The organism is Massilia sp. NBRC 108631 (assembly GCF_059704565.1).
The window spans coordinates 87,664-106,547 of the sequence record NZ_BAAKJE010000229.1 but is presented as its reverse complement, the minus strand read 5'-3'; the positions used below and the strand labels follow the sequence as shown (position 1 = coordinate 106,547).

Sequence of the window (18,884 nt, the reverse complement as noted above, 5' to 3'; positions counted from 1 at the left end):
GTTGCGCCGCCCGGCGGCTTACGCGCGGCGCGCCCCGCTAACCCGCCGGGCGGCGCGCCTGCCATCACACCCCCACGTAGCGGTGCCATACATCGGGCGCCGCGCGCAACGTGGGGGAATCCCCAGACCATACCACCTTGCCGCGTTCGATGATCGTATGCTGGTCCGCAAAGCGCGTCAGCCGCTCCACGTATTTGTCGATCACCAGCGTCGTCTGGCCCACGCTGCGCAGCCGCTCCAGGCAAGCCCAGATCTCTTCCCGTATCAGCGGCGCCAGGCCTTCGGTGGCCTCATCGAGTATGAGCAGGTGCGGATTGGTCATCAGCGCGCGGCCGATGGCCAGCATCTGCTGCTCGCCGCCGGACAGCTGCTTGCCCATGTTGCGCGCGCGCTCCTTCAGGCGCGGGAACAGCTCGTAGATGCGCGCCAGCGTCCATGGCGCGGCCGATTGCGAGCGGTTGGCGGCGAACGCCACCAGATTCTCCTCCACCGTGAGGTTGGGGAAAATCTGCCGCCCTTCGGGCACAATCGCCAGCCCTGAGCGGGCGATGCGGTCCGTAGTCATGGCGTCGATACGCTGGCCATTGAACGTGATGCTGCCCTTGCCGATCCGGTTCAGCCCCAGGATCGAACGTATGGTGGTGCTCTTGCCCATGCCGTTGCGCCCCAGCAGCGTGGCGATGTCGCCGCGCTTGATCTCGAACGTCACGCCGAACAGCACCTGGCTGCTGCCGTAGGCGGCCGTAATGTCCTGCACCTTCAGTATCGCGCTCATGCCGTCACCTCATCGCCAACTTCATCGCCCAGTTCGTCGCCCAAATAGGCTTTTTTCACTTCGATATTGCCGCGGATCTGGTCCGGCGTGCCGGTGGCGATGATGCGCCCGGCCACCAGCACCGAAATCCGGTCCGCCATGCGGAACACGGCATCCATGTCGTGCTCGATGATCAGCACCGCAATCTCCGGCCGCAGGCTTTCGATCAGCGGTATCATCTCCACCGACTCCTCGTGCCCCATGCCGGCCATCGGCTCGTCCAATAGCAGCAGGCGCGGACGCGTGGCCAGCGCCAGGCCTAGTTCCAGCTGCCGCTGCGCGCCGTGCGCCAGGCTGCCGGCCAGCTTGTCCACGTGCGGCCCCAGGCCGACCCGCTGCGCCAGGTCGCGCGCCTGGTCGAACAGCGCGCGCTCGCTCAGCGCCGCACGCCAGAAGCGCATGCTGGAGCCGCTGCGCGCCTGCACCGCCAGCGCCAGGTTGTCCAGCACCGAGAAGCGCGGGAAGATATTCGTGATCTGGTAGGAGCGCGCCAGCCCGGCCTGCACCCGCAGGTGCATCGGCATGCGTGTGACATCGTTGCCGGCAAACGCGATCCGGCCGCTGTCGGACGCCAGCGCCCCGGAGATCTGGTGGATCAGCGTGGTCTTGCCGGCGCCGTTGGGACCGATGATGGCGTGGATCTCGCCCGCATTCACGGTCAGGTTCAGATGGTCGGTGGCGGTCAGCCCGCCGTAGCGCTTGACCAGCCCCTGCAATTCCAGGATTGCACCGCTCATTGCCTCGCTCATTTCCGCTCTCCCTTAAAACGGTCCGCCAGGCTGGCCATACCCTTCGGCAGCAGCAGTACCACGATCAGCAGAATCACGCCCAACGGCAACTGCCAGTGTTCGGTGTACCCGGCCAGCACTTCCTCCAGTACCAGCAGGCCGAAGGCGCCCAGCACACCACCCCAAAAATAGCCGGCGCCTCCCAGGATCACCATCACCATCAGGCTGCCGGACTGGGTCCAGTGCACCAGGCTTGGGCTGACCAGCATGTTCTGGTTGGCGATCAGCGCTCCCGCCAGCCCGGCCAGCCCGCCGGCGATGGCGAAACAGGTCAGCTTGTAGCGGAACACGGGGTAGCCGATGGCGGCCATGCGGGTTTCGTTGTCGCGCACCGCCTGCAGCACGCGGCCGAAGCGCGAGTTGACCAGGCGGTGCATCAGCAGCAGGCAGCCGGCCAGCAACGCCAGCACCACATAGTAGAAGGCAGTGTCACCCGCCAGATCGAGGCCGGGCACGCCCAGCGAAGAGCGCGACATCAGGTTCAAGCCGTCCTCGCCGCCGTAGCTGCGCAGCGAAATGAACAGGTAGTAGACCATCTGCGCGAAGGCCAGGGTGATCATGATGAAGTAGATGCCGCGCGTGCGCAGGCACAGCGCGCCGATCGCCAGGGCCATCAGCCCGCCCACCAGCATGGCGGCCGGCCAGCTTATCCAGGCCGACACCACGCCATGCTGCATCAGGATACCCACCGCGTAGGCGCCGGCGCCGAAATAGGCCGCGTGGCCCAGGCTGACCATGCCGCCGAAGCCGAGTATCAGATTCAGGCTGCTGGCGGCCAGCGCGAAGATCATCAGCCTGCAGGCCATGCTGATGTAGAACTCCAGTCCCAGCGCCTGCGCGCCCAGCGGGAAAAGCAGGAACAGCGCCAGCAGCACCAGGGTGCGCGGCAGCGCAATGCGGTGGTGCAGCTTGCTGTGCAGATTGGTCTGTGAAATGCCATACATGATGGGCTCCTAGCCTCGTGCGGGGAACAAGCCCTCGGGTTTGAAAAACAGCACGGCGGCCATCAGGATATAGATCAGCATCGACGACAGGGCTGCCCCCAGGTCGGCCATCAAGCCTTCCGGCGCCAGCGCTGCCGTCAGCACCGGCAGCAGCGTGCGGCTCAGCGTGTCGACCACGCCGACCAGCAGTGCGCCGGCCAGCGCACCGCGGATCGAACCGATGCCGCCGATGACGATCACCACGAACGCCAGTATCAATATGCCCTCCCCCATGCCCGACTGCACCGTGAGTATGGGGCCGAGCAAGGCTCCCGCCAGCCCGCACAGCGCGGCGCCAAAGGCGAACAGCAGCGTAAACACGCGGCCGATATTGGCGCCCATCACCACCGCCATTTCGCGATTCGAGGCGCCGGCCCGCACCACCATGCCGATCCGGGTCTTCACCACCACGAAATACAACAGCAGCGCCACGGCGAAGCCGGCGCCGATGATGAACAGGCGGTAAGAGGAGTAGCTGAAGTGTTCAGTGAACTGCACCGGCGTGGCCAGCGCGGCCGGCACGTTGAGCGAAATTGGTGCCGCGCCCCACAGCATGCGCGCGGCCTGGTTGAAGATGAGGATCAGCGCGAACGTGGCCAGCACCTGGGACAGGTGGTCGCGCCCGTACAGCCGCCGCACCACCGCCAGTTCCAGCACCACGCCCAACAGCGCGGTGGCGCCCACCGCCAGCAGCAGTCCTATCCAGTACGATCCGGTCAGCCCGGTGAAGCTGGCGGCGAAATACGCGCCCGCCATATAGAGCGAGCCGTGCGCCAGGTTCACCAGGTCCATAATACCCAGTACCAGTGTCAGCCCGGCCGCCAGCAAAAACAGCATCAGACCGAATTGCAGGCCGTTCAGGCCGTGCTCGATCAGTAGCGCGATATCCATGCCCATCCCTCTCCGAAGAAGTGCCTTGAAAAATACTTTAAGCTTCAAGCATGCTACCCGAATTTGGCTCAGCATCAAGCTTTTTCGCTTGCTGGCGCGGCTTTTTTTCAGCCCCGGATATTTTTCTTGACGCCTATATATTTTAAGCTTAAAGTATATTTCAATCGCAGTGCACCAGCAGTTCGGACTCCCCCGCAGACATCGTCAACACGGAGCAGAAATGATCGCTACAGGCTACACCGACACCTTCGCACGGGACAATTTACCGCCGCGCGAGCTATGGCCCGACATGACCCCCTTGCTGCCGGCACTGCACTACCCCGAGCGCCTGAACTGCGCCGCCGCACTGCTGGACCAGATGGTGGCCAAAGGCCACGGCGCCAGCCCCGCCATCCACAGCTACAAACTATCCTGGACCTACGCCGAATTGCTGGAAAAAGTGGACCGCATCGCCCATGTGCTGCGTGCCTCCCGAGGCAACGGCCTCGGCCTGGAGGCCGGCAACCGCGTCCTGCTGCGCGGCGCCAACAGCCCGATGATGGCGGCGTGCGCGCTGGCTGTGCTGAAGGCCGGCTGCGTGCTGGTGCCCACCATGCCGCTGCTGCGCGCCAAGGAACTGTCCGTGGCCATCGACAAGGCCAAGGTCAGCGCGGTGCTGTGCTGCGCCGCGCTGGCCGAGGAAATGGAACTGGCGCGCAGCCAGACCGGCATGGCAGGGCCTGCCGTCTACTTCGGCGAAGGCGGCACGCTGGAACGGATGATGGAGGCCCAGCCGTCCAGTTTCGCAGCCGCCGATACCGCCGCCGACGACGTCTGCATCATCGGTTTCACATCGGGCACCACCGGCGTTCCCAAAGGCACCATGCACTTTCACCGCGACGTGCTGGCCATTTGCGACTGCTTCCCCCGCTCCACGCTGGGCTCCGCCGCCAGCGACGTTTTCATCGGCACGCCGCCGCTGGCCTTCACCTTTGGCCTCGGCGGCCTGCTGCTGTTCCCGCTGCGCGTGGGCGCCGCCGCCGTGCTGCTGGACCGCCTGACGCCGGACTTGCTGCTGAAGGCGATCCAGGACTTCCGCGCCACCATCTGTTTCACCGCCCCCACCTTCTACCGCCTGATGGCGCCGCTGGTCCAGGACTACGACCTGACTTCGCTGCAGAAGGCCGTGTCGGCCGGCGAAGCGCTGCCGAACGCCACGCGCACACTGTGGCGCGAGAGCACCGGCCTGGAGATCATCGACGGCATCGGCGCCACCGAAATGCTGCACATCTTCATCTCGGCTTCCGGCGACGCGGTGCGCCCCGGCGCCACCGGCAAGGCCATCCCCGGCTACCAGGCTTGCGTGCTGGGACCGGACGGCGAAGCGCTGCCGCCCGGCGAAGTCGGGCAGCTGGCCGTCAAGGGCCCCACCGGCTGCCGCTACCTGGACGACGCGCGCCAGCAACAGTATGTGCGCAACGGCTGGAACCTCACCGGCGACGCCTACCGCATGGACCAGGACGGCTACTTCTGGTACCACGCGCGCACCGATGACATGATCATCTCGGCTGGCTACAATATCGCCGCGCCGGAAGTGGAGGAAGCGCTGATGTGCCATCCGGCCGTGGCCGAATGCGCGGTGGTGGGCTGGCCGGACGAGGAACGCGGCCAGATCGTCAAGGCCTTCGTGGTGCTGCGGCCGGGCCACGAGGCCGGCGCCGAACTGGCGCGCACGCTGCAGGAGCACGTCAAGCAGACCGTGGCGCCTTACAAGTATCCGCGTGCCGTAGAATTCCTGGCGGCGCTGCCGCGCACCCAGAGCGGCAAGCTGCAGCGCCATGTGCTGCGCAGCGCGCCGCTCAAGTAAGCCCGTCACCAGGCCGATTGCCATCACACATAAGCACAACAACCATCCACCACCCAGCCAGGAGCCGCCAGTGAAACTCACCGCCACCGCATTCCGCCACACCGCCCTCGCCGCCGCTTCCGCCGCCGCCCTGCTGGCTGCGACCGCCCCGGCATCCGCCGCCGACAGCGTGAAGGTAGGCATGGTCACCACGCTGTCCGGCGCGGGCGCCGGCCTGGGCGTCGACATCCGCGACGGCTTCGCGCTGGCGCTCACCCACCTGGGCAGCAAGATGGGCAACCTGCCGGTGGAAATGGTCACCGGCGACGACCAGCAATCGCCCGACGTGGCCAAGCAGATGGTCGACAAGATGATCAAGAAGGACAAGGTCGACTTCATGACCGGCATCGTGTTCTCCAACCTGATGCTGGCAGTCGGCCCCACGGTGTTCAACTCCAAGACCTACTTCGTCAGCGCCAACGCCGGCCCGTCGCAGTATGCGGGCGAGCAGTGCAACCCCTATTTCTACAACGTCGCCTGGCAGAACGACAACCTGCACGAGGCGGTGGGCCAGCAGGTGCAGCAGCGCGGCTTCAAGAACGTGGCCCTGATTGCGCCGAACTACCCGGCCGGCAAGGACGCGCTGACCGGCTTCAAGCGTTACTACCGTGGCCAGGTGGCCGGCGAAATCCTCACCAAGCTGGGCCAGCTGGACTACGGCACGGAAATGGCGCAGCTGCGCGCCATGAAACCGGACGCGGTCTACATCTTCCTGCCGGGCGGCATGGGCGTGAACTTCATCAAGCAGTTCGTCGACGCCGGCCTGTCCAAGAACCTGCAGCTGTTCGGCCCTGGCTTCTCGGCCGACGAGGACATCATCCGCGCGGTGGGCGCGCCGATGCTGGGCATGTTCAACGCGTCCCAGTGGGGACACGACATCGATAACCCGCAGAACAAGCGTTTCGTGGCCGACTTTGAAAAGACCTACGGCCGCCTGCCCAGCCTGTACGCATCCCAGGGCTACGACGCGGCCATGCTGATGGATTCGGCGGTGCGCGCCGTGAAGGGCAACCTGGCCGACAAGGCCGCCGTGGGCAAGGCGCTGCAGGCAGCCAGCTTCAAATCGGTGCGCGGCGACTTCAAGTTCAACCGCAATCACTACCCGATACAGAAGTACTACGCGCGCATGATCGGCAAGGACGCACAGGGCCGCATCACCAACCGCACGCTGGGCGTGGTGTTCGACGCCCACCAGGACGCCTACGTCGGCGCCTGCAAGCTGTAATGAACGCAGGGGGGTTAGCGGAGGACGCCGAGTCCGGAACGCGTAACCCGCCACCACAGGTAACGGAAACAAGGAGTCACGATGAACATCACATGCATAGGCGGCGGACCGGCCGGACTGTATTTCGGCCTGCTGATGAAGAAGCAGAACCCTGCCAGCCAGATCACCGTCGTCGAGCGCAACCGCCCGTACGACACCTTCGGCTGGGGCGTGGTGTTTTCGGACCAGACGCTGGGCAACCTGGTCAACGCCGATGAGCAGACCGCGCGCACCATCCTGCAGTCCTTCAACCACTGGGACGACATCGACACCCACTTCAAGGGCGCCACCGTCACCTCGGGCGGCCACGGCTTCTGCGGCATCGGCCGCAAGCGCCTGCTCAACATCCTGCAGCGCCGCTGCGAAGAGCTGGGCGTGAAGCTGGTGTTCGAGACCGATGTGGCCGACGACCAGGAGATCGCGGCGGCCTACGACGCCGACCTGGTGATCGCCAGCGACGGCTTGAACAGCCGTATCCGGGGCCGCTACGCCGCCAGCTACCAGCCGGACATCGAGCAGCGCCAGTGCCGCTTCGTCTGGCTCGGTACCAAGAAGCTGTTCTCCGCCTTCACCTTCGCTTTCGAGGAAACCGAGCATGGCTGGTTCCAGGCGCACGCCTACCAGTACGACGGCGACACCTCGACCTTCATCGTCGAGACGCCCGAGGACGTATGGCGCAAGGCCGGCCTGGACCAGATGAGCCAGCAGGAATCGATCGCCTTCTGCGAGCGCCTGTTCGCCAAGCACCTGGACGGCAATGCCCTGATCAGCAACGCCACCCATTTGCGCGGCTCGGCGGCATGGATCACCTTCCCGCGCATCATCTGCAACAACTGGGTGCACTGGAACACCGTGGGCGGAAAACGCGTGCCAGTGGTCTTGATGGGCGACGCCGCCCACAGCGCCCACTTCTCGATCGGCTCCGGCACCAAACTGGCGCTGGAGGACGCGATCGAACTGGCGCGCTGCTTCGAGAAACACGGAGAGGCCGGCATGGAGCAGGTGCTGCAAGCCTACCAGAAAGTGCGCGCGGTGGAAGTGCTGAAGATCCAGAGCGCTGCCCGCAACTCCATGGAATGGTTCGAGAACGTGGAGCGCTACACCGCCATGGAAGCCGAGCAGTTCGCCTACTCCATGCTGACGCGCAGCCAGCGCCTGTCGCACGAGAACCTGCGCGTGCGCGACGCCGGCTACGTGGAACGCTACGAACGCTGGATCGCCGAACAGGCCCACGCCCAAGCCGGCTTGCCGCCGCCACCCGCCGGCCGCCACAGCATTCCGCCCATGCTCACGCCCTTCAAGCTGCGCGGCACGGTACTGAAGAACCGCATCGTGGTATCGCCCATGGCCCAGTATTCGGCGGTGGACGGCGTGGCGGGCGACTACCATCTGGTGCACCTGGGCGCCCGCGCCATGGGCGGCGCCGGCCTGGTGTTCGCCGAAATGACCTGCGTCTCCGCCGATGCCCGCATCACCCCGGCCTGCCCGGGACTATACGCGCCGGAACACACGGCGGCATGGAAACGCATCGTCGACTTCGTACACAACAACACCAGCGCCAAGATCGCCATGCAGATCGGCCACGCCGGCGCCAAGGGCTCCACCCGCCGCGCCTGGGACGGCATCGACCAGCCGCTTGAGTCGGGCAACTGGCCGCTGGTGTCGGCTTCCGAACAGCAGTACCTGCCCGGCGTGTCGCAGACGTCGCGCGCGGCGACGACTGAAGACATGGACCGCATCAAGGCCGATTTCGTGTCCGCCACCGTGGCGGCGGCCGAAGCGGGCTTCGACTGGCTGGAGCTGCACTGCGCGCACGGCTATCTGCTGTCGTCGTTCATCTCGCCGCTCACCAACCGGCGCCAGGACGAATACGGCGGCTCGCTGGAAAACCGCTGCCGCTATCCGCTGGAAGTGTTCCAGGCGGTGCGCGCCGCCTGGCCGCAGGACAAGCCGATCAGCGTGCGCATTTCGGCACACGACTGGGTCGAGGGCGGCATCACGCCGGACGACGCGGTGGCCATCGCCCGCCTGTTCAAGCAAGCCGGCGCGGACATGATCGACTGCTCGTCGGGGCAGGTCAGCAAGCAGGAAAAGCCGGTGTATGGCCGCATGTTCCAGACCCCGTTCGCCGACCGCGTGCGCAATGAAGCGGCTATTCCCACCATCGCCGTGGGCGCCATCTTCGAAGCGGACCACGCCAACAGCATCATCGCCGCCGGCCGCGCCGACCTGTGCGCGGTGGCCCGTCCCCACCTGGCCAATCCGGCCTGGACGCTGAACGAAGCCGCCAGGATCGGCTACCTGGACGTGGAATGGCCGCAGCAGTACACGGCGGGCAAGGTGCAGCTGGAGCGCAACCTGGAGCGCGAACGCCAGGTTGCGGCGGCCAACAGCGGCATGACGCCGCAGCAGATCGCAGCCAAGCTGCTGGAAGGATGAGCATGAATTCCCTCACCAGCGCCGGCGCCGGCCCGCTGCACGGCAAGCATGCCCTTGTTACGGGCGGCGGGCGCGGCATCGGCAGCGCCATCGCGCTGGCCCTGCTGCTGCAAGGCGCACGCGTCACCCTGGCCGGCCGCACCGCCGCCGTGCTGGAGCAGACCGCGCATGAGCTGGCGTCCGCGCTGGCCGGCGCGACCGCGCCCGCCGTAGACTACGTCACCGTCGACGTCACCAGCCGCGACTCGGTGGACCAGGCCATGGCCGAAGCGGCGCGCCGGCACGGCCGCATCGACATCCTGGTCAACAATGCCGGCCAGGCCGCGTCCGCGCCCTTCGCCAGGACCGGCAGCGACATCTGGCGCCAGATGATGGCGGTGAACCTGGACGGCAGCTATCACTGCATCCAGGCCGCCTTGCCCGGCATGCTGGCCGCGGGCTGGGGCCGCATCGTCAACGTCGCCAGCACCGCCGGACTCACCGGCTACGCTTACGTATCTGCCTACTGCGCCGCCAAGCACGGCGTCATCGGCCTTACCCGCGCGCTGGCGCTGGAACTGGCTACCAAGGGCATTACCGTCAACGCGGTGTGCCCGGGCTACACCGAAACCGACATCGTCAAGGACGCCGTCGCCAACATCATGGCCAAGACCGGCCGCAGCGAAGAGCAGGCGCGCGCCGAACTGGCCGCCGGCAATCCGCAGAAACAACTGGTGCAGCCCGAGCAAGTGGCCGACGCCGTGGCCTGGCTGTGCCAGCCCGGCGCCAGCGCCATGACCGGGCAATCGCTGGCAGTGGCCGGCGGCGAGATCATGTAAGGAAGCAGAGAATGGCTATCAAAAACCCGGCCGCGCAGGCCACGGACGCCCAAGCCGCGCCGTCCGCCCAGGTATTCGACCTGGAATCGCGCCTGACGCAAGACCACCACCAGTCGCTCAAGCTGTGGCTGCGCATGCTCTCCTGCACCACCATGATAGAGAGCGAAATCCGCACCCGCCTGCGCAATGAATTCGGCATCACCCTGCCCCGCTTCGACCTGATGGCCCAGCTGCAGCGCCATCCCGACGGCTTGCGCATGGGCGAGCTGTCCAAGCGCATGATGGTCACCGGCGGCAATATCACCGGCATCACCGACCAGCTGGAGCATGAAAAGCTGGTGCTGCGCGTGCCCGATCCTAAGGACCGCCGCGCCTACAGCGTCAAGCTCACCGCCGCCGGGCGCCGCTCGTTCGAGCGCATGGCGCAGGTGCACGAAAGCTGGATCGCCGAGCTGCTGGACGGCCTCTCGGTGAAAGAGAAGAACGACATGATCGCGCTGCTGTCGCGCATGAAAGGCCATCTGAGCGATGGCCCCCACCAGGACGAATAAGGAACACCGCCATGCGCTACCTCCAGGGAACCCCGCACCAACTGCCCGGCAACAGCCGGGCGCTGGCCGACTACCAGGCCGCGCACTTCAAGTTCGAAGTGCGCGCCGGCGTCGCCACCGTCACACTGAACCGCCCCGAACGCAAGAATCCGCTCACCTTCGGCTCTTACGCCGAGCTGCGCGACCTGTTCCGCGCGCTGGCCTACGCCGACGATGTGAAAGCGGTCGTCATCACCGGCGCCGGCGAGAACTTTTGCTCCGGCGGCGACGTGCACGACATCATCGGCCCGCTCACCAAGCTGGACATGCCCGGCCTGCTGGCCTTTACACGCATGACGGGCGACCTGGTGAAAGCCGTGCGCGCCTGCCCGCAGCCGGTGATCGCCGCCATCGACGGCATTTGCGCCGGCGCCGGCGCCATCCTGGCCATGGCGTCCGACATGCGCCTCGGCACGGAGCGCAGCAAGACCGCCTTCTTGTTCACCCGCGTGGGCCTGGCCGGCTGCGACATGGGCGCCTGCGCCCTGCTGCCGCGCCTTATCGGCCAGGGCCGCGCCGCCGAGCTGCTGTACACGGGCCGCTCGATGGGCGGTGCCGAAGCCGAACGCTGGGGCTTCTTCAACAGCCTGCACTCGCCCGATGCCTTGCTGGCCGCCGCGCAGGCGCTGGCGCAAGGCCTGGCCACCGGCCCCACCTTCGCGCACGGCATGACCAAGAAAATGCTGCAGCAGGAGTGGAACATGGGCGTGGACGAAGCCATCGAAGCCGAAGCGCAGGCGCAGGCCATCTGCATGGCCACCAACGACTTCCACCGTGCCTACCACGCCTTCGTGGCCAAGCAAAAACCCGAATTCGAAGGCAACTAAGGAGCCGCAATGTCCGACAAAGATTACCTGAGCTGGCCCTTCCTGGAGCCGCGCCACCGCCAGCTGGAGCAGGAGCTCGACAGCTGGGCCACGCAGCACATCGCCCAGGAGCACGAACACGACGTGGATACCGCCTGCCGCACGCTGGTCACGCAGCTGGGCCAGGCCGGCTGGCTGTCGCACGCCATCGCCGGCACCGGCCACGGCGGCGCATCCAACGCGATCGACACCCGCGCCCTGTGCCTGATCCGCGAAACGCTGGCGCGCCACAACGGCCTGGCCGATTTCGCCTTCGCCATGCAGGGCCTGGGCTCCGGCGCCATCAGCCTGTTCGGCAGCGACGCCAACCGCGAAGCTTACCTGCCCCGGGTGGCGCGCGGGGCAGCCATCGCCGCCTTCGCACTGTCCGAGCCGCAAGCCGGCTCCGACGTAGCGGCCATGCAGTGCGCCGCCGTGCGGGACGGCGACAGCTACATCCTGAACGGCGAGAAGACCTGGATCTCGAACGGCGGCATCGCCGGCTTCTACGTGGTGTTCGCCCGCACCGGCGAACAGCCGGGCGCACGCGGCATCTCGGCCTTCATCGTGGACGCGGGCACGCCCGGCTTCGAAATTGCCGAGCGCATCAACGTCATCGCGCCGCACCCGCTGGCGCGGCTGAAATTCACCGACTGCCGCATCCCCGCCGCGCAGCGGCTGGGCGAAGCGGGCCAGGGCTTCAAGGTGGCCATGGCCACGCTGGACGTGTTCCGCACCTCGGTGGCGGCCGCCGCGCTGGGCTTCGCGCGCCGCGCGCTGGACGAAGCGCTGGCGCACGCCAAGCAGCGCAAGATGTTCGGCCAGACGCTGGCAGACTTCCAGATGACCCAGGCCAAGCTGGCGCAGATGGCCACCGGCATCGACGCCGCAGCCCTGCTCACCTACCGCGCCGCCTGGCAGCGCGACCAGGGCCGCAACGTGACCAAGGAAGCGGCCATGGCCAAGCTGACCGCCACCGAAACCGCGCAGCAGGTGATCGACGCGGCAGTGCAGATGTTCGGCGGCCTGGGCGTGGTCAGCGAGCACCCGGTGGAGCGGCTGTACCGCGAAATCCGCTCGCTGCGCATCTACGAAGGCGCCTCCGAAGTCCAGCAGCTGATCATCGCGCGCGAAATGCTGCGCGCGTGATCCGGCACCCAACAACTGAGCACAACCGCGCATAACTGAGAGGTACACCATGCAATTCCTGCAACCACCAGGCTGGGTTCAGCCCAAGGGCTACGCCAACGGCGTGGCCGCCAGCGGACGCACCATCTGCGTCAGCGGCATGATAGGCTGGGATGCCGAAGGCCGCTTCCAGACCAGCGACTTCGCCGGCCAGGTCGAACAGGCCCTGCGCAACATCGTCGCTGTGCTGGCCGAAGCCAATGCCGGCCCGGAGCACGTAGTGCGCATGACCTGGTACGTCACCGACAAAAAAGAATATGTCGCCGCCTACAAGGAAATCGGCGTGGCCTACCGTGCCGTGTTCGGGCGCCACTTCCCCGCCATGACGGCGGTGCAGGTGGCGGGCCTGATCGAAGACGAAGCCAAGGTGGAAATCGAAGTCACCGCCATCGTGCCGGAAGCGGCGTGACCATGCAGCCCGTCCCGCAAGGCCCGCTCACACAAGGCCGCCTGACGCTCGGCGTGGCCGGCGCCGGCGCCATGGGGCGCGGCATCGCCCAGGTGGCGGCGCAAGCCGGCATCGACGTGTACCTGTACGACGTGCAGGACGGCGCAGCAGCCAAGGCCGTGGCCACCGTGCGCGGGCAGCTGGCCACGCTGGCCGGCAAAGGCAAGCTCACCGCCGAAGCGGCCGATGCCGCCGGCGCGAAGCTGCACGCGGCGCCATCGCTGCAGGCGCTGGCCGATTGCGGCATCGTCATCGAAGCCATCGTTGAACAGCTGGAATCCAAGCGTGCGCTGTTCGACGCGCTGGAAGGCATCGTACGCCCCGGCTGCGTGCTGGCCACCAATACATCTTCCCTGTCAGTGACCGCCATTGCCGCAGGCGCGCGCCTGCCGGACCGCATCGCGGGCTGCCACTTTTTCAATCCCGTGCCGCTGATGAAGGTGGTGGAGGTGATCTCCGGCGCGTTCACCGGCGCCGAGGCAACGCAGGCACTGACCGCCTTCGTGCGGCGCCTCGGCCACACGCCGGTGCAGGCCAGCGACACGCCCGGCTTCATCGTCAACCACGCGGGGCGCGGCTACCTCACCGAAGCGCTCAGGATCGTACAGGAGCGTGTCGCCAGCTTCGAGCAGGTGGACACAGTGCTGCGCGGCGCCGCCGGCTTCCGCCTCGGCCCCTTCCAGCTGCTGGACCTGACCGGGCTCGATGTCTCCCATCCGGTGATGGAATCGATCTACCGCCAGTATTATCAGGAGCCGCGCTACCGTCCCAGCCCCATCACCGCGCAGCGCCTGGCCGCAGGGCTGCTGGGTAAAAAGACCGGGCAAGGTTTCTACCGCTACGACGGAGACAGCACGGCCCCGCAGGCCGCCGCCCCTGCCGCCGCCAACGCTGGCGCGCCCATCTCCTCGCCCCAGCCCTGGACCGGGCCAATCTGGATCGACACAACCGATGCCGATACCCACGCCAGCCTGGCAAGCCTGCTGCGCGGCCTCGGCGCCTTCATCGACATCTCCGCCCGCCCCTCAGCCAGCGCCTTGTGCCTGGTGGCGCCTTGGGGTGAAGACACCAGCGCCAGCATCGCACGGCTGGAACTCGACGCCGGCCGGACCTTGGGCATCGACCCGCTCTGCGCGACAGGAACGGACGGCGCCGTCCCCGTGCACGCAACGCTGATGCTCAGTCCCGCCACCGATACCGGCCTCGCCGGGCGCCTGCTCGCGCTGTTCGAGCAAGGCGGCCACCCGGCGACGCTGATCAACGACAGCGCAGGCTTCATCGTCCAGCGCGTACTCGCCACCATGATCAACATCGGCTGCGACATCGTCCAGCAAGGCATCTGCACGCCGGCCGACCTGGACAGCGCCGTCACCCTGGGCCTGGGCTACCCGCGCGGCCCGCTCGCCTGGGGCGACCATCTCGGCCCACAGCGCGTGCTGGCCATCCTGCGCAAGCTGCAGCAGCTGAGCGGCGACCCGCGCTACCGCCCCAGCCCCTGGCTGGTGCGCCGCGCGCAGCTCGGCCTGTCCCTGCTGCACACCAACGGCGCCAGAGAGCAGCAGGCCGAACAAGGGCAGCAGCATGCGTAATCCCGTGGACAACCTCAGACAGGACGCCGCCGCCCTCTACCAGGGATACAGCGCGGCAGAGCTGGACCGCCAGTACAACGCCCGCGCCACGGTGCCGGACGCCACCATCTACCTGCGCGCCTACGCCGAACAGAGTGCCGCCATGCGCGCCGTGCTACCTTGCCGCTGCGGCGTGGCTTATGGCGAGCACGAAGACGAACAGCTCGACATTTTCCCTGCACCCAAACCCGACAGCCCGGTGCTGGTGTACATCCACGGCGGCTACTGGCGCGCCCTGTCCAAGGACGACTCCAGCTTCATGGCCGCCACCTTCACGGCGGCCGGCGCCACCGTGGTCGCGGTCAACTACTCGCTGGCGCCCGGTGTCACGCTGGACCGCATCGTCGAGCAGAACCGCCGCGCACTGGCATGGGTGCACCGCCACATCGCCCAATACAACGGCGACGCGGCGCGGATCTACCTATGCGGAAGTTCGGCCGGCGGCCACCTGGTCGGCATGCTGCTGGCGCCCGGCTGGCAAAAGGCGCATGGCCTGCCCGAGTACGCCGCCGCAGGCGCCTGCCCGATCAGCGGCCTGATGGACCTCGCGCCCATCCCCGCCACGCATATCAATGAATGGGCCAAACTGGACGCCGCAGCCGCGCGCCGCCTGAGCCCCATCCACCACCTGCCCGAACAAGGCGGCCCGCTGCTGGCTGTCGTCGGCGCCACCGAGACTGCGGAATTCCGCCGCCAGAGCCGCAGCTACGCCGACGCCTGGCGCGCCAAAGGCCTGCAGGCCGACTACCTGGAGATCGCCAGCACCAACCATTTCGACGTGGTGCTGGAGCTGGCCAAAGCCGACAGCCTGCTCACGCGCGCACTGCTGCGCATGATGGGCATGGGCGGCTGATTCAACGCCCGGCCAAGTGCGGGTAGGCCGGGCAGCCGGCGATCTCTTCGAGAAAGCCTTCGGCCGTGTAACGCGGGATCTTGTCGAATTCGCTGAGCACGCGCGCGCGGAATTCTTCGTGCTCATGCCAGCGCTCGGCGGGCATGCCAAAATAGTTGACGGGCGAGACCGACACGCTCAAACCCGGCCAGTGCTTCTGCAGCGTCATCAGGTAGCGCCGGGTCGCGCATACTTTTCCGATGACCAGCACACTGCGAACCGCAGCAATGTCCATCACCTCCGCCACCCTGGCCCGGCCGAAGCGCACGTTCTCGCCGGTGTTCATCGCCGCCGTCTCCAGTATAAGGGCCGATCCCGGCATGCCAAGCGCCACCAGCCGCTCGGCAATCATATCGGCCTCGGCCTCCGGCGAGAATCCCGTCCGCCCGCCCGATACCAGCAGGCGGCGGAACATGCCGGCCTGCCACAGGCTATGCGCCACCTCGCAAAACTCGCGCACGCCGTGACGGGTACCAAACAGAAATCCGAGGTCCGAAACACGTGCCGGAAATGACGGCATGATGTATTCGGCAATGCGCTGCAAATCGTCGTGTGACATGCGCGTTGAAGTTACAGCTTTTTGGTCATGAAAATGCGGCTGATACCGTCCGTTGCGGAGTCTATCTCGCCAAACGCTACCCACCCATTCTTTTGGTAGAACCCGGGGGCCTGGAAGCTGATGGTGTAAAGCACGGCGGAACGGCAGCCGCGTTCGCGCGCTTCTTCCTCGAACGCCTTCAGGATTTTCGTTCCCAAGCCCGAGCCGCGCAGACAATCCGGAAGGTGGAACAGGTCCAGAAACGCCAGCCCCAGCGAAGTCCTGCCGACAATGCCGCCGACCACTTCGTCGCTGTCGGGGTCTCGCACCATCACGCACAACGGGCGGCGATCATTCAGGCCCGCAGCCTGCTGATTGAACTCATCCAGCCCTTTGCCGAGGATCTCCTCAAATTGAGGCTCCGCGCTATCGGTGACAACAATAATGCTCTGTTTCAAAGTACTTCCTTTTTGTTCCGAGCTCGCAGGCCGCCGATGTTCGATCACGAGACACCGACACGGTCACGCTTCGGGGTTTCAGGGCGCATCGCTAGTCCAGATCCAGATGCCGGAATAGGTATATGGAATTGCAATGATTGTCGAAGGATAGCACCGCGAGACCGCCTCGGACTGCACGCATTTCCACTAAATCTGCACTCGCCGCGTCAGGCCACGCGGCGATTGTCCCACTGACGATCCAATGAAACCCATTTACCCAGCTTAATCAAACAATTTGGGACTGTTAAAGTACATCCATCGCAGCACACAACCCAACACGAAGGAAACCACACCATGAACATCCTGCAAATCAACTCCAGCGCCCGCAGCACCGGTTCCGAATCCACCCGTCTGGCCGACTCCATCGTCGCCAAGCTGACCGCCGCCAATCCAGCCGCCTCGGTCGAGCGCCGCGACCTGGCAAGCAACCCGCACCCTGTGATCGACGAGCCCACCCTGCAAGCCCTGTTCACCCAGGCCGACCAGCGTACCCCGGAGCAAGCGGCCCGCGTGGCGCTGGACGATGCCCTGATCGCCCAGGTGCAGGCAGCGGACGTGATCGTGATCGGCGCGCCGATGTACAACTTCGGCATCACCGTGCAGCTGAAATCGTGGTTCGACGCTATCGCCCGTGCCGGCGTGACCTTCAAGTACGGCCCAACCGGCCCGGTCGGCCTGCTGAACGGCAAGAAAGTCTACGTGGCCCTGTCGCGCGGCGGCCTGCACCGCGACGCGCCGAGCGACACGCAACTGCCGCACGTGAAAGCGTTCCTGAGCTTCGTGGGCCTGACCGACGTGCAGTTCGTCTACTCGGAAGGCCTGGGGATGGGTCCGGACGCCGTCGCCAAGGCACAAGCCGAAGCGGACGCGCAAGTGGACGCGGTCCTGGCATAAAAGCGGTACCGGCTGCGCCCATCAACTAAAGGAGTATGGCAATGACACAAGTAACCAAGGAAAGCGTGCAGCAATCGCGCGGCGTGGAGCGCATCATCAACGGCCAGGCCGTGATGGATGGCGCGGGCGTGAAGATCAACCGTGTCCTCACCCAGCCTTTGCAGCGCCGCCTCGACCCGTTTTTGATGCTGGATAACTTCGGCAGCGACTCGGCCAACGACTACATCGCCGGCTTCCCCGAGCACCCGCACCGCGGCTTCGAGACGGTCACGTACATGCTCACCGGCCGCATGCGCCACAAGGACAGCGCCGGCAACGAAGGCTTGCTGACCAACGGCGGCGTGCAATGGATGACGGCCGGGCGCGGCGTGATCCACTCCGAGATGCCGGAGCAAGAGGAAGGCCGCATGGAAGGCTTCCAGCTGTGGCTGAACCTGCCCGCCAGGGACAAGATGCGCGACCCGTGGTACCGCGACTTCAACGCCGGCGAAGTGCCGTCGTTCAGCACGGATGGGGCGCAAGTGCGGGTGATCGCCGGCAGCAGCCACGGCGTGGCCGGTGCGGTGCAGCGTGAAGTGACCGAACCGATCTACATCGACGTGGAACTGAAGGCGGGCGCCAGCTTCAGCCAGCAGATCCCGGCCGGGCACAACGCGTTCGTGTTCACCTATCGCGGCGGCGTGCACATCGGCGGCAAGCCGGTGGCCAGTGGCCGCATGGCGATCCTGGAAAACGTCGCCGGCGCCGACGGCGTGACGGTGCAGGCGGCCGAAGACAGCCGCTTCATCCTGATTGCGGGCAAGCCGCTGAACGAGCCGATCGCCCAGTACGGTCCGTTCGTGATGAATACCCAGGCCGAGCTGATGCAGGCGGTGGAAGACTTCCGCGCCGGCAAGCTGGGCGAGGAAGCGCACGCTTAGCAACCATCAAACCAGCCGCTGGGGGAGCAAGACCCCCAGGGCTGTTCCCATTTTCCGCTAAAATGCCGCCATGACATCCCCACTCATCGGTTGGCTCAAACATCTGAGCCGTATTTGCGGCTTCGACACCGCCGACTCCTTCCCACCCGGGCATGCGCACGCGCGCACGCGCTGGAACGCCGCGTATTTCGACATTGCCTCGGACGTGAAGGCGGACGAAATGGAGCGCCGCATCTGCGAGGCCATCGGCAACACACCGCTGGTATTCATGCACATCACCGCGCCCACACCCGGCATGCAGCGGGCGCTGCTGGGCGTGATCGAATCGCGGCTGCGGCACAACCATGGCAAGGAAGCGGCGCAACTGGCCGCCCTGCTGATCAAGGCCTACCAAAGTCCCCACACGATGGAAGCGATGCCCGGCCTGCGCCGCGCCATCGACAGCACCCGCGACGACGAAGCCCCCGCCCGCGTACGCAGCCTGCTCGAATTCCTCAACAGCATGCAATCGCCCTACGACGTCATCGAAATGCGGCAATAGCCCCGCCAGCCTGAGCCGCAT

19 protein-coding genes are annotated in these 18,884 nt (G+C 66.4%); 13 read left to right on the top strand and 6 right to left on the bottom strand.

Annotation, left to right across the window (positions count from 1 at the left end):
• Positions 1–64: 64 nt before the first annotated feature.
• The 4 genes from AC6H42_RS25460 to AC6H42_RS25445 are packed head-to-tail and all read right to left on the bottom strand — an operon-like array spanning position 65 to position 3,476.
• Positions 65–775: an ABC transporter ATP-binding protein gene (locus AC6H42_RS25460; protein ID WP_057155095.1), complete on the bottom strand. Its 711-nt coding sequence runs from the start codon at positions 773–775 to the stop codon at positions 65–67.
• The gene (locus AC6H42_RS25455) at positions 772–1,551 is read right to left on the bottom strand and encodes an ABC transporter ATP-binding protein (protein WP_057155097.1); all 780 of its coding nucleotides are present in this window, start codon (positions 1,549–1,551) and stop codon (positions 772–774) included. Before AC6H42_RS25455 ends, AC6H42_RS25460 begins: the two co-directional genes overlap by 4 nt.
• Positions 1,552–1,559: 8 nt before the next feature.
• Entirely contained in the window at positions 1,560–2,546 is a 987-nt protein-coding gene (locus AC6H42_RS25450) for a branched-chain amino acid ABC transporter permease (RefSeq protein ID WP_082551778.1), read from the bottom strand.
• A 9-nt stretch (positions 2,547–2,555) separates the two neighbouring features.
• Positions 2,556–3,476 carry a branched-chain amino acid ABC transporter permease gene (locus AC6H42_RS25445; RefSeq protein WP_057155207.1) on the bottom strand — a complete coding sequence of 307 codons (921 nt, stop codon included), beginning with the start codon at positions 3,474–3,476 and terminating at the stop codon, positions 2,556–2,558.
• A 220-nt stretch (positions 3,477–3,696) separates the two neighbouring features.
• Between AC6H42_RS25445 and AC6H42_RS25440 the strand changes: the two genes are divergently transcribed.
• The 10 genes from AC6H42_RS25440 (at position 3,697) to AC6H42_RS25395 (ending at position 15,434) form a co-directional block, all read left to right on the top strand.
• Positions 3,697–5,322 carry an AMP-binding protein gene (locus AC6H42_RS25440; protein WP_497549245.1) on the top strand — a complete coding sequence of 542 codons (1,626 nt, stop codon included), beginning with the start codon at positions 3,697–3,699 and terminating at the stop codon, positions 5,320–5,322.
• A 70-nt stretch (positions 5,323–5,392) separates the two neighbouring features.
• Entirely contained in the window at positions 5,393–6,586 is a 1,194-nt protein-coding gene (locus AC6H42_RS25435; protein ID WP_497549244.1) for an ABC transporter substrate-binding protein, read from the top strand.
• Positions 6,587–6,667: 81 nt separating this feature from the next.
• Positions 6,668–9,064, top strand: coding sequence for a bifunctional salicylyl-CoA 5-hydroxylase/oxidoreductase (locus AC6H42_RS25430; protein WP_057155102.1), 2,397 nt, complete (start codon positions 6,668–6,670; stop codon positions 9,062–9,064).
• Positions 9,065–9,066: 2 nt separating this feature from the next.
• Positions 9,067–9,882: an SDR family NAD(P)-dependent oxidoreductase gene (locus AC6H42_RS25425; RefSeq protein WP_057155104.1), complete on the top strand. Its 816-nt coding sequence runs from the start codon at positions 9,067–9,069 to the stop codon at positions 9,880–9,882.
• A gap of 11 nt (positions 9,883–9,893) precedes the next feature.
• Positions 9,894–10,433 (top strand): MarR family winged helix-turn-helix transcriptional regulator, encoded by a 540-nt coding sequence (locus AC6H42_RS25420; protein ID WP_057155106.1) that lies wholly within the window; start codon positions 9,894–9,896, stop codon positions 10,431–10,433.
• Between the two features lie 11 nt (positions 10,434–10,444).
• Complete coding sequence (locus AC6H42_RS25415) at positions 10,445–11,299, top strand: enoyl-CoA hydratase family protein (RefSeq protein WP_497549243.1); 855 nt, start codon at positions 10,445–10,447, stop codon at positions 11,297–11,299.
• A gap of 9 nt (positions 11,300–11,308) precedes the next feature.
• On the top strand, positions 11,309–12,466 hold the full coding sequence (locus AC6H42_RS25410; RefSeq protein ID WP_057155110.1) for an acyl-CoA dehydrogenase family protein: 1,158 nt from the start codon (positions 11,309–11,311) through the stop codon (positions 12,464–12,466).
• A gap of 49 nt (positions 12,467–12,515) precedes the next feature.
• The gene (locus tag AC6H42_RS25405) at positions 12,516–12,914 is read left to right on the top strand and encodes a RidA family protein (RefSeq protein ID WP_057155112.1); all 399 of its coding nucleotides are present in this window, start codon (positions 12,516–12,518) and stop codon (positions 12,912–12,914) included.
• Positions 12,915–12,916: 2 nt separating this feature from the next.
• Positions 12,917–14,542 carry a 3-hydroxyacyl-CoA dehydrogenase gene (locus AC6H42_RS25400; protein WP_497549247.1) on the top strand — a complete coding sequence of 542 codons (1,626 nt, stop codon included), beginning with the start codon at positions 12,917–12,919 and terminating at the stop codon, positions 14,540–14,542.
• Positions 14,535–15,434, top strand: coding sequence for an alpha/beta hydrolase (locus tag AC6H42_RS25395; protein WP_057155114.1), 900 nt, complete (start codon positions 14,535–14,537; stop codon positions 15,432–15,434). The genes AC6H42_RS25400 and AC6H42_RS25395 overlap by 8 nt, the downstream gene beginning before the upstream one ends.
• A gap of 1 nt (position 15,435) precedes the next feature.
• On the opposite strand, the gene AC6H42_RS25390 is transcribed toward AC6H42_RS25395, so the two are convergent.
• Together AC6H42_RS25390 and AC6H42_RS25385 are read right to left on the bottom strand one after the other, a co-directional pair.
• The gene (locus AC6H42_RS25390) at positions 15,436–16,032 is read right to left on the bottom strand and encodes a YdcF family protein (protein ID WP_497549242.1); all 597 of its coding nucleotides are present in this window, start codon (positions 16,030–16,032) and stop codon (positions 15,436–15,438) included.
• Positions 16,033–16,043: 11 nt separating this feature from the next.
• The gene (locus AC6H42_RS25385) at positions 16,044–16,469 is read right to left on the bottom strand and encodes a GNAT family N-acetyltransferase (RefSeq protein WP_497549241.1); all 426 of its coding nucleotides are present in this window, start codon (positions 16,467–16,469) and stop codon (positions 16,044–16,046) included.
• 333 nt (positions 16,470–16,802) lie between these two features.
• Between AC6H42_RS25385 and AC6H42_RS25380 the strand changes: the two genes are divergently transcribed.
• From AC6H42_RS25380 to AC6H42_RS25370, 3 genes are all read left to right on the top strand, one after another.
• Positions 16,803–17,402: an FMN-dependent NADH-azoreductase gene (locus tag AC6H42_RS25380; protein ID WP_497549240.1), complete on the top strand. Its 600-nt coding sequence runs from the start codon at positions 16,803–16,805 to the stop codon at positions 17,400–17,402.
• Between the two features lie 41 nt (positions 17,403–17,443).
• On the top strand, positions 17,444–18,322 hold the full coding sequence (locus AC6H42_RS25375) for a pirin family protein (RefSeq protein ID WP_157200911.1): 879 nt from the start codon (positions 17,444–17,446) through the stop codon (positions 18,320–18,322).
• Between the two features lie 70 nt (positions 18,323–18,392).
• Positions 18,393–18,863, top strand: a complete 471-nt coding sequence (locus AC6H42_RS25370; protein WP_497549239.1) for a hypothetical protein — start codon at positions 18,393–18,395, stop codon at positions 18,861–18,863.
• Positions 18,864–18,884: the final 21 nt, after the last annotated feature.

Bases quoted from the DNA above. Each gene is read 5' to 3' on its own strand.
- AC6H42_RS25460 (WP_057155095.1), bottom strand. From the start codon at position 775: ATGAGCGCGATACTGAAGGTGCAGGACATTACGGCCGCCTACGGCAGC.
- AC6H42_RS25455 (WP_057155097.1), bottom strand. From the start codon at position 1,551: ATGAGCGGTGCAATCCTGGAATTGCAGGGGCTGGTCAAGCGCTACGGC.
- AC6H42_RS25450 (WP_082551778.1), bottom strand. From the start codon at position 2,546: ATGTATGGCATTTCACAGACCAATCTGCACAGCAAGCTGCACCACCGC.
- AC6H42_RS25445 (WP_057155207.1), bottom strand. From the start codon at position 3,476: ATGGATATCGCGCTACTGATCGAGCACGGCCTGAACGGCCTGCAATTC.
- AC6H42_RS25440 (WP_497549245.1), top strand. From the start codon at position 3,697: ATGATCGCTACAGGCTACACCGACACCTTCGCACGGGACAATTTACCG.
- AC6H42_RS25430 (WP_057155102.1), top strand. From the start codon at position 6,668: ATGAACATCACATGCATAGGCGGCGGACCGGCCGGACTGTATTTCGGC.
- AC6H42_RS25425 (WP_057155104.1), top strand. From the start codon at position 9,067: ATGAATTCCCTCACCAGCGCCGGCGCCGGCCCGCTGCACGGCAAGCAT.
- AC6H42_RS25420 (WP_057155106.1), top strand. From the start codon at position 9,894: ATGGCTATCAAAAACCCGGCCGCGCAGGCCACGGACGCCCAAGCCGCG.
- AC6H42_RS25415 (WP_497549243.1), top strand. From the start codon at position 10,445: ATGCGCTACCTCCAGGGAACCCCGCACCAACTGCCCGGCAACAGCCGG.
- AC6H42_RS25410 (WP_057155110.1), top strand. From the start codon at position 11,309: ATGTCCGACAAAGATTACCTGAGCTGGCCCTTCCTGGAGCCGCGCCAC.
- AC6H42_RS25405 (WP_057155112.1), top strand. From the start codon at position 12,516: ATGCAATTCCTGCAACCACCAGGCTGGGTTCAGCCCAAGGGCTACGCC.
- AC6H42_RS25400 (WP_497549247.1), top strand. From the start codon at position 12,917: ATGCAGCCCGTCCCGCAAGGCCCGCTCACACAAGGCCGCCTGACGCTC.
- AC6H42_RS25395 (WP_057155114.1), top strand. From the start codon at position 14,535: ATGCGTAATCCCGTGGACAACCTCAGACAGGACGCCGCCGCCCTCTAC.
- AC6H42_RS25390 (WP_497549242.1), bottom strand. From the start codon at position 16,032: ATGTCACACGACGATTTGCAGCGCATTGCCGAATACATCATGCCGTCA.
- AC6H42_RS25380 (WP_497549240.1), top strand. From the start codon at position 16,803: ATGAACATCCTGCAAATCAACTCCAGCGCCCGCAGCACCGGTTCCGAA.
- AC6H42_RS25375 (WP_157200911.1), top strand. From the start codon at position 17,444: ATGACACAAGTAACCAAGGAAAGCGTGCAGCAATCGCGCGGCGTGGAG.
- AC6H42_RS25370 (WP_497549239.1), top strand. From the start codon at position 18,393: ATGACATCCCCACTCATCGGTTGGCTCAAACATCTGAGCCGTATTTGC.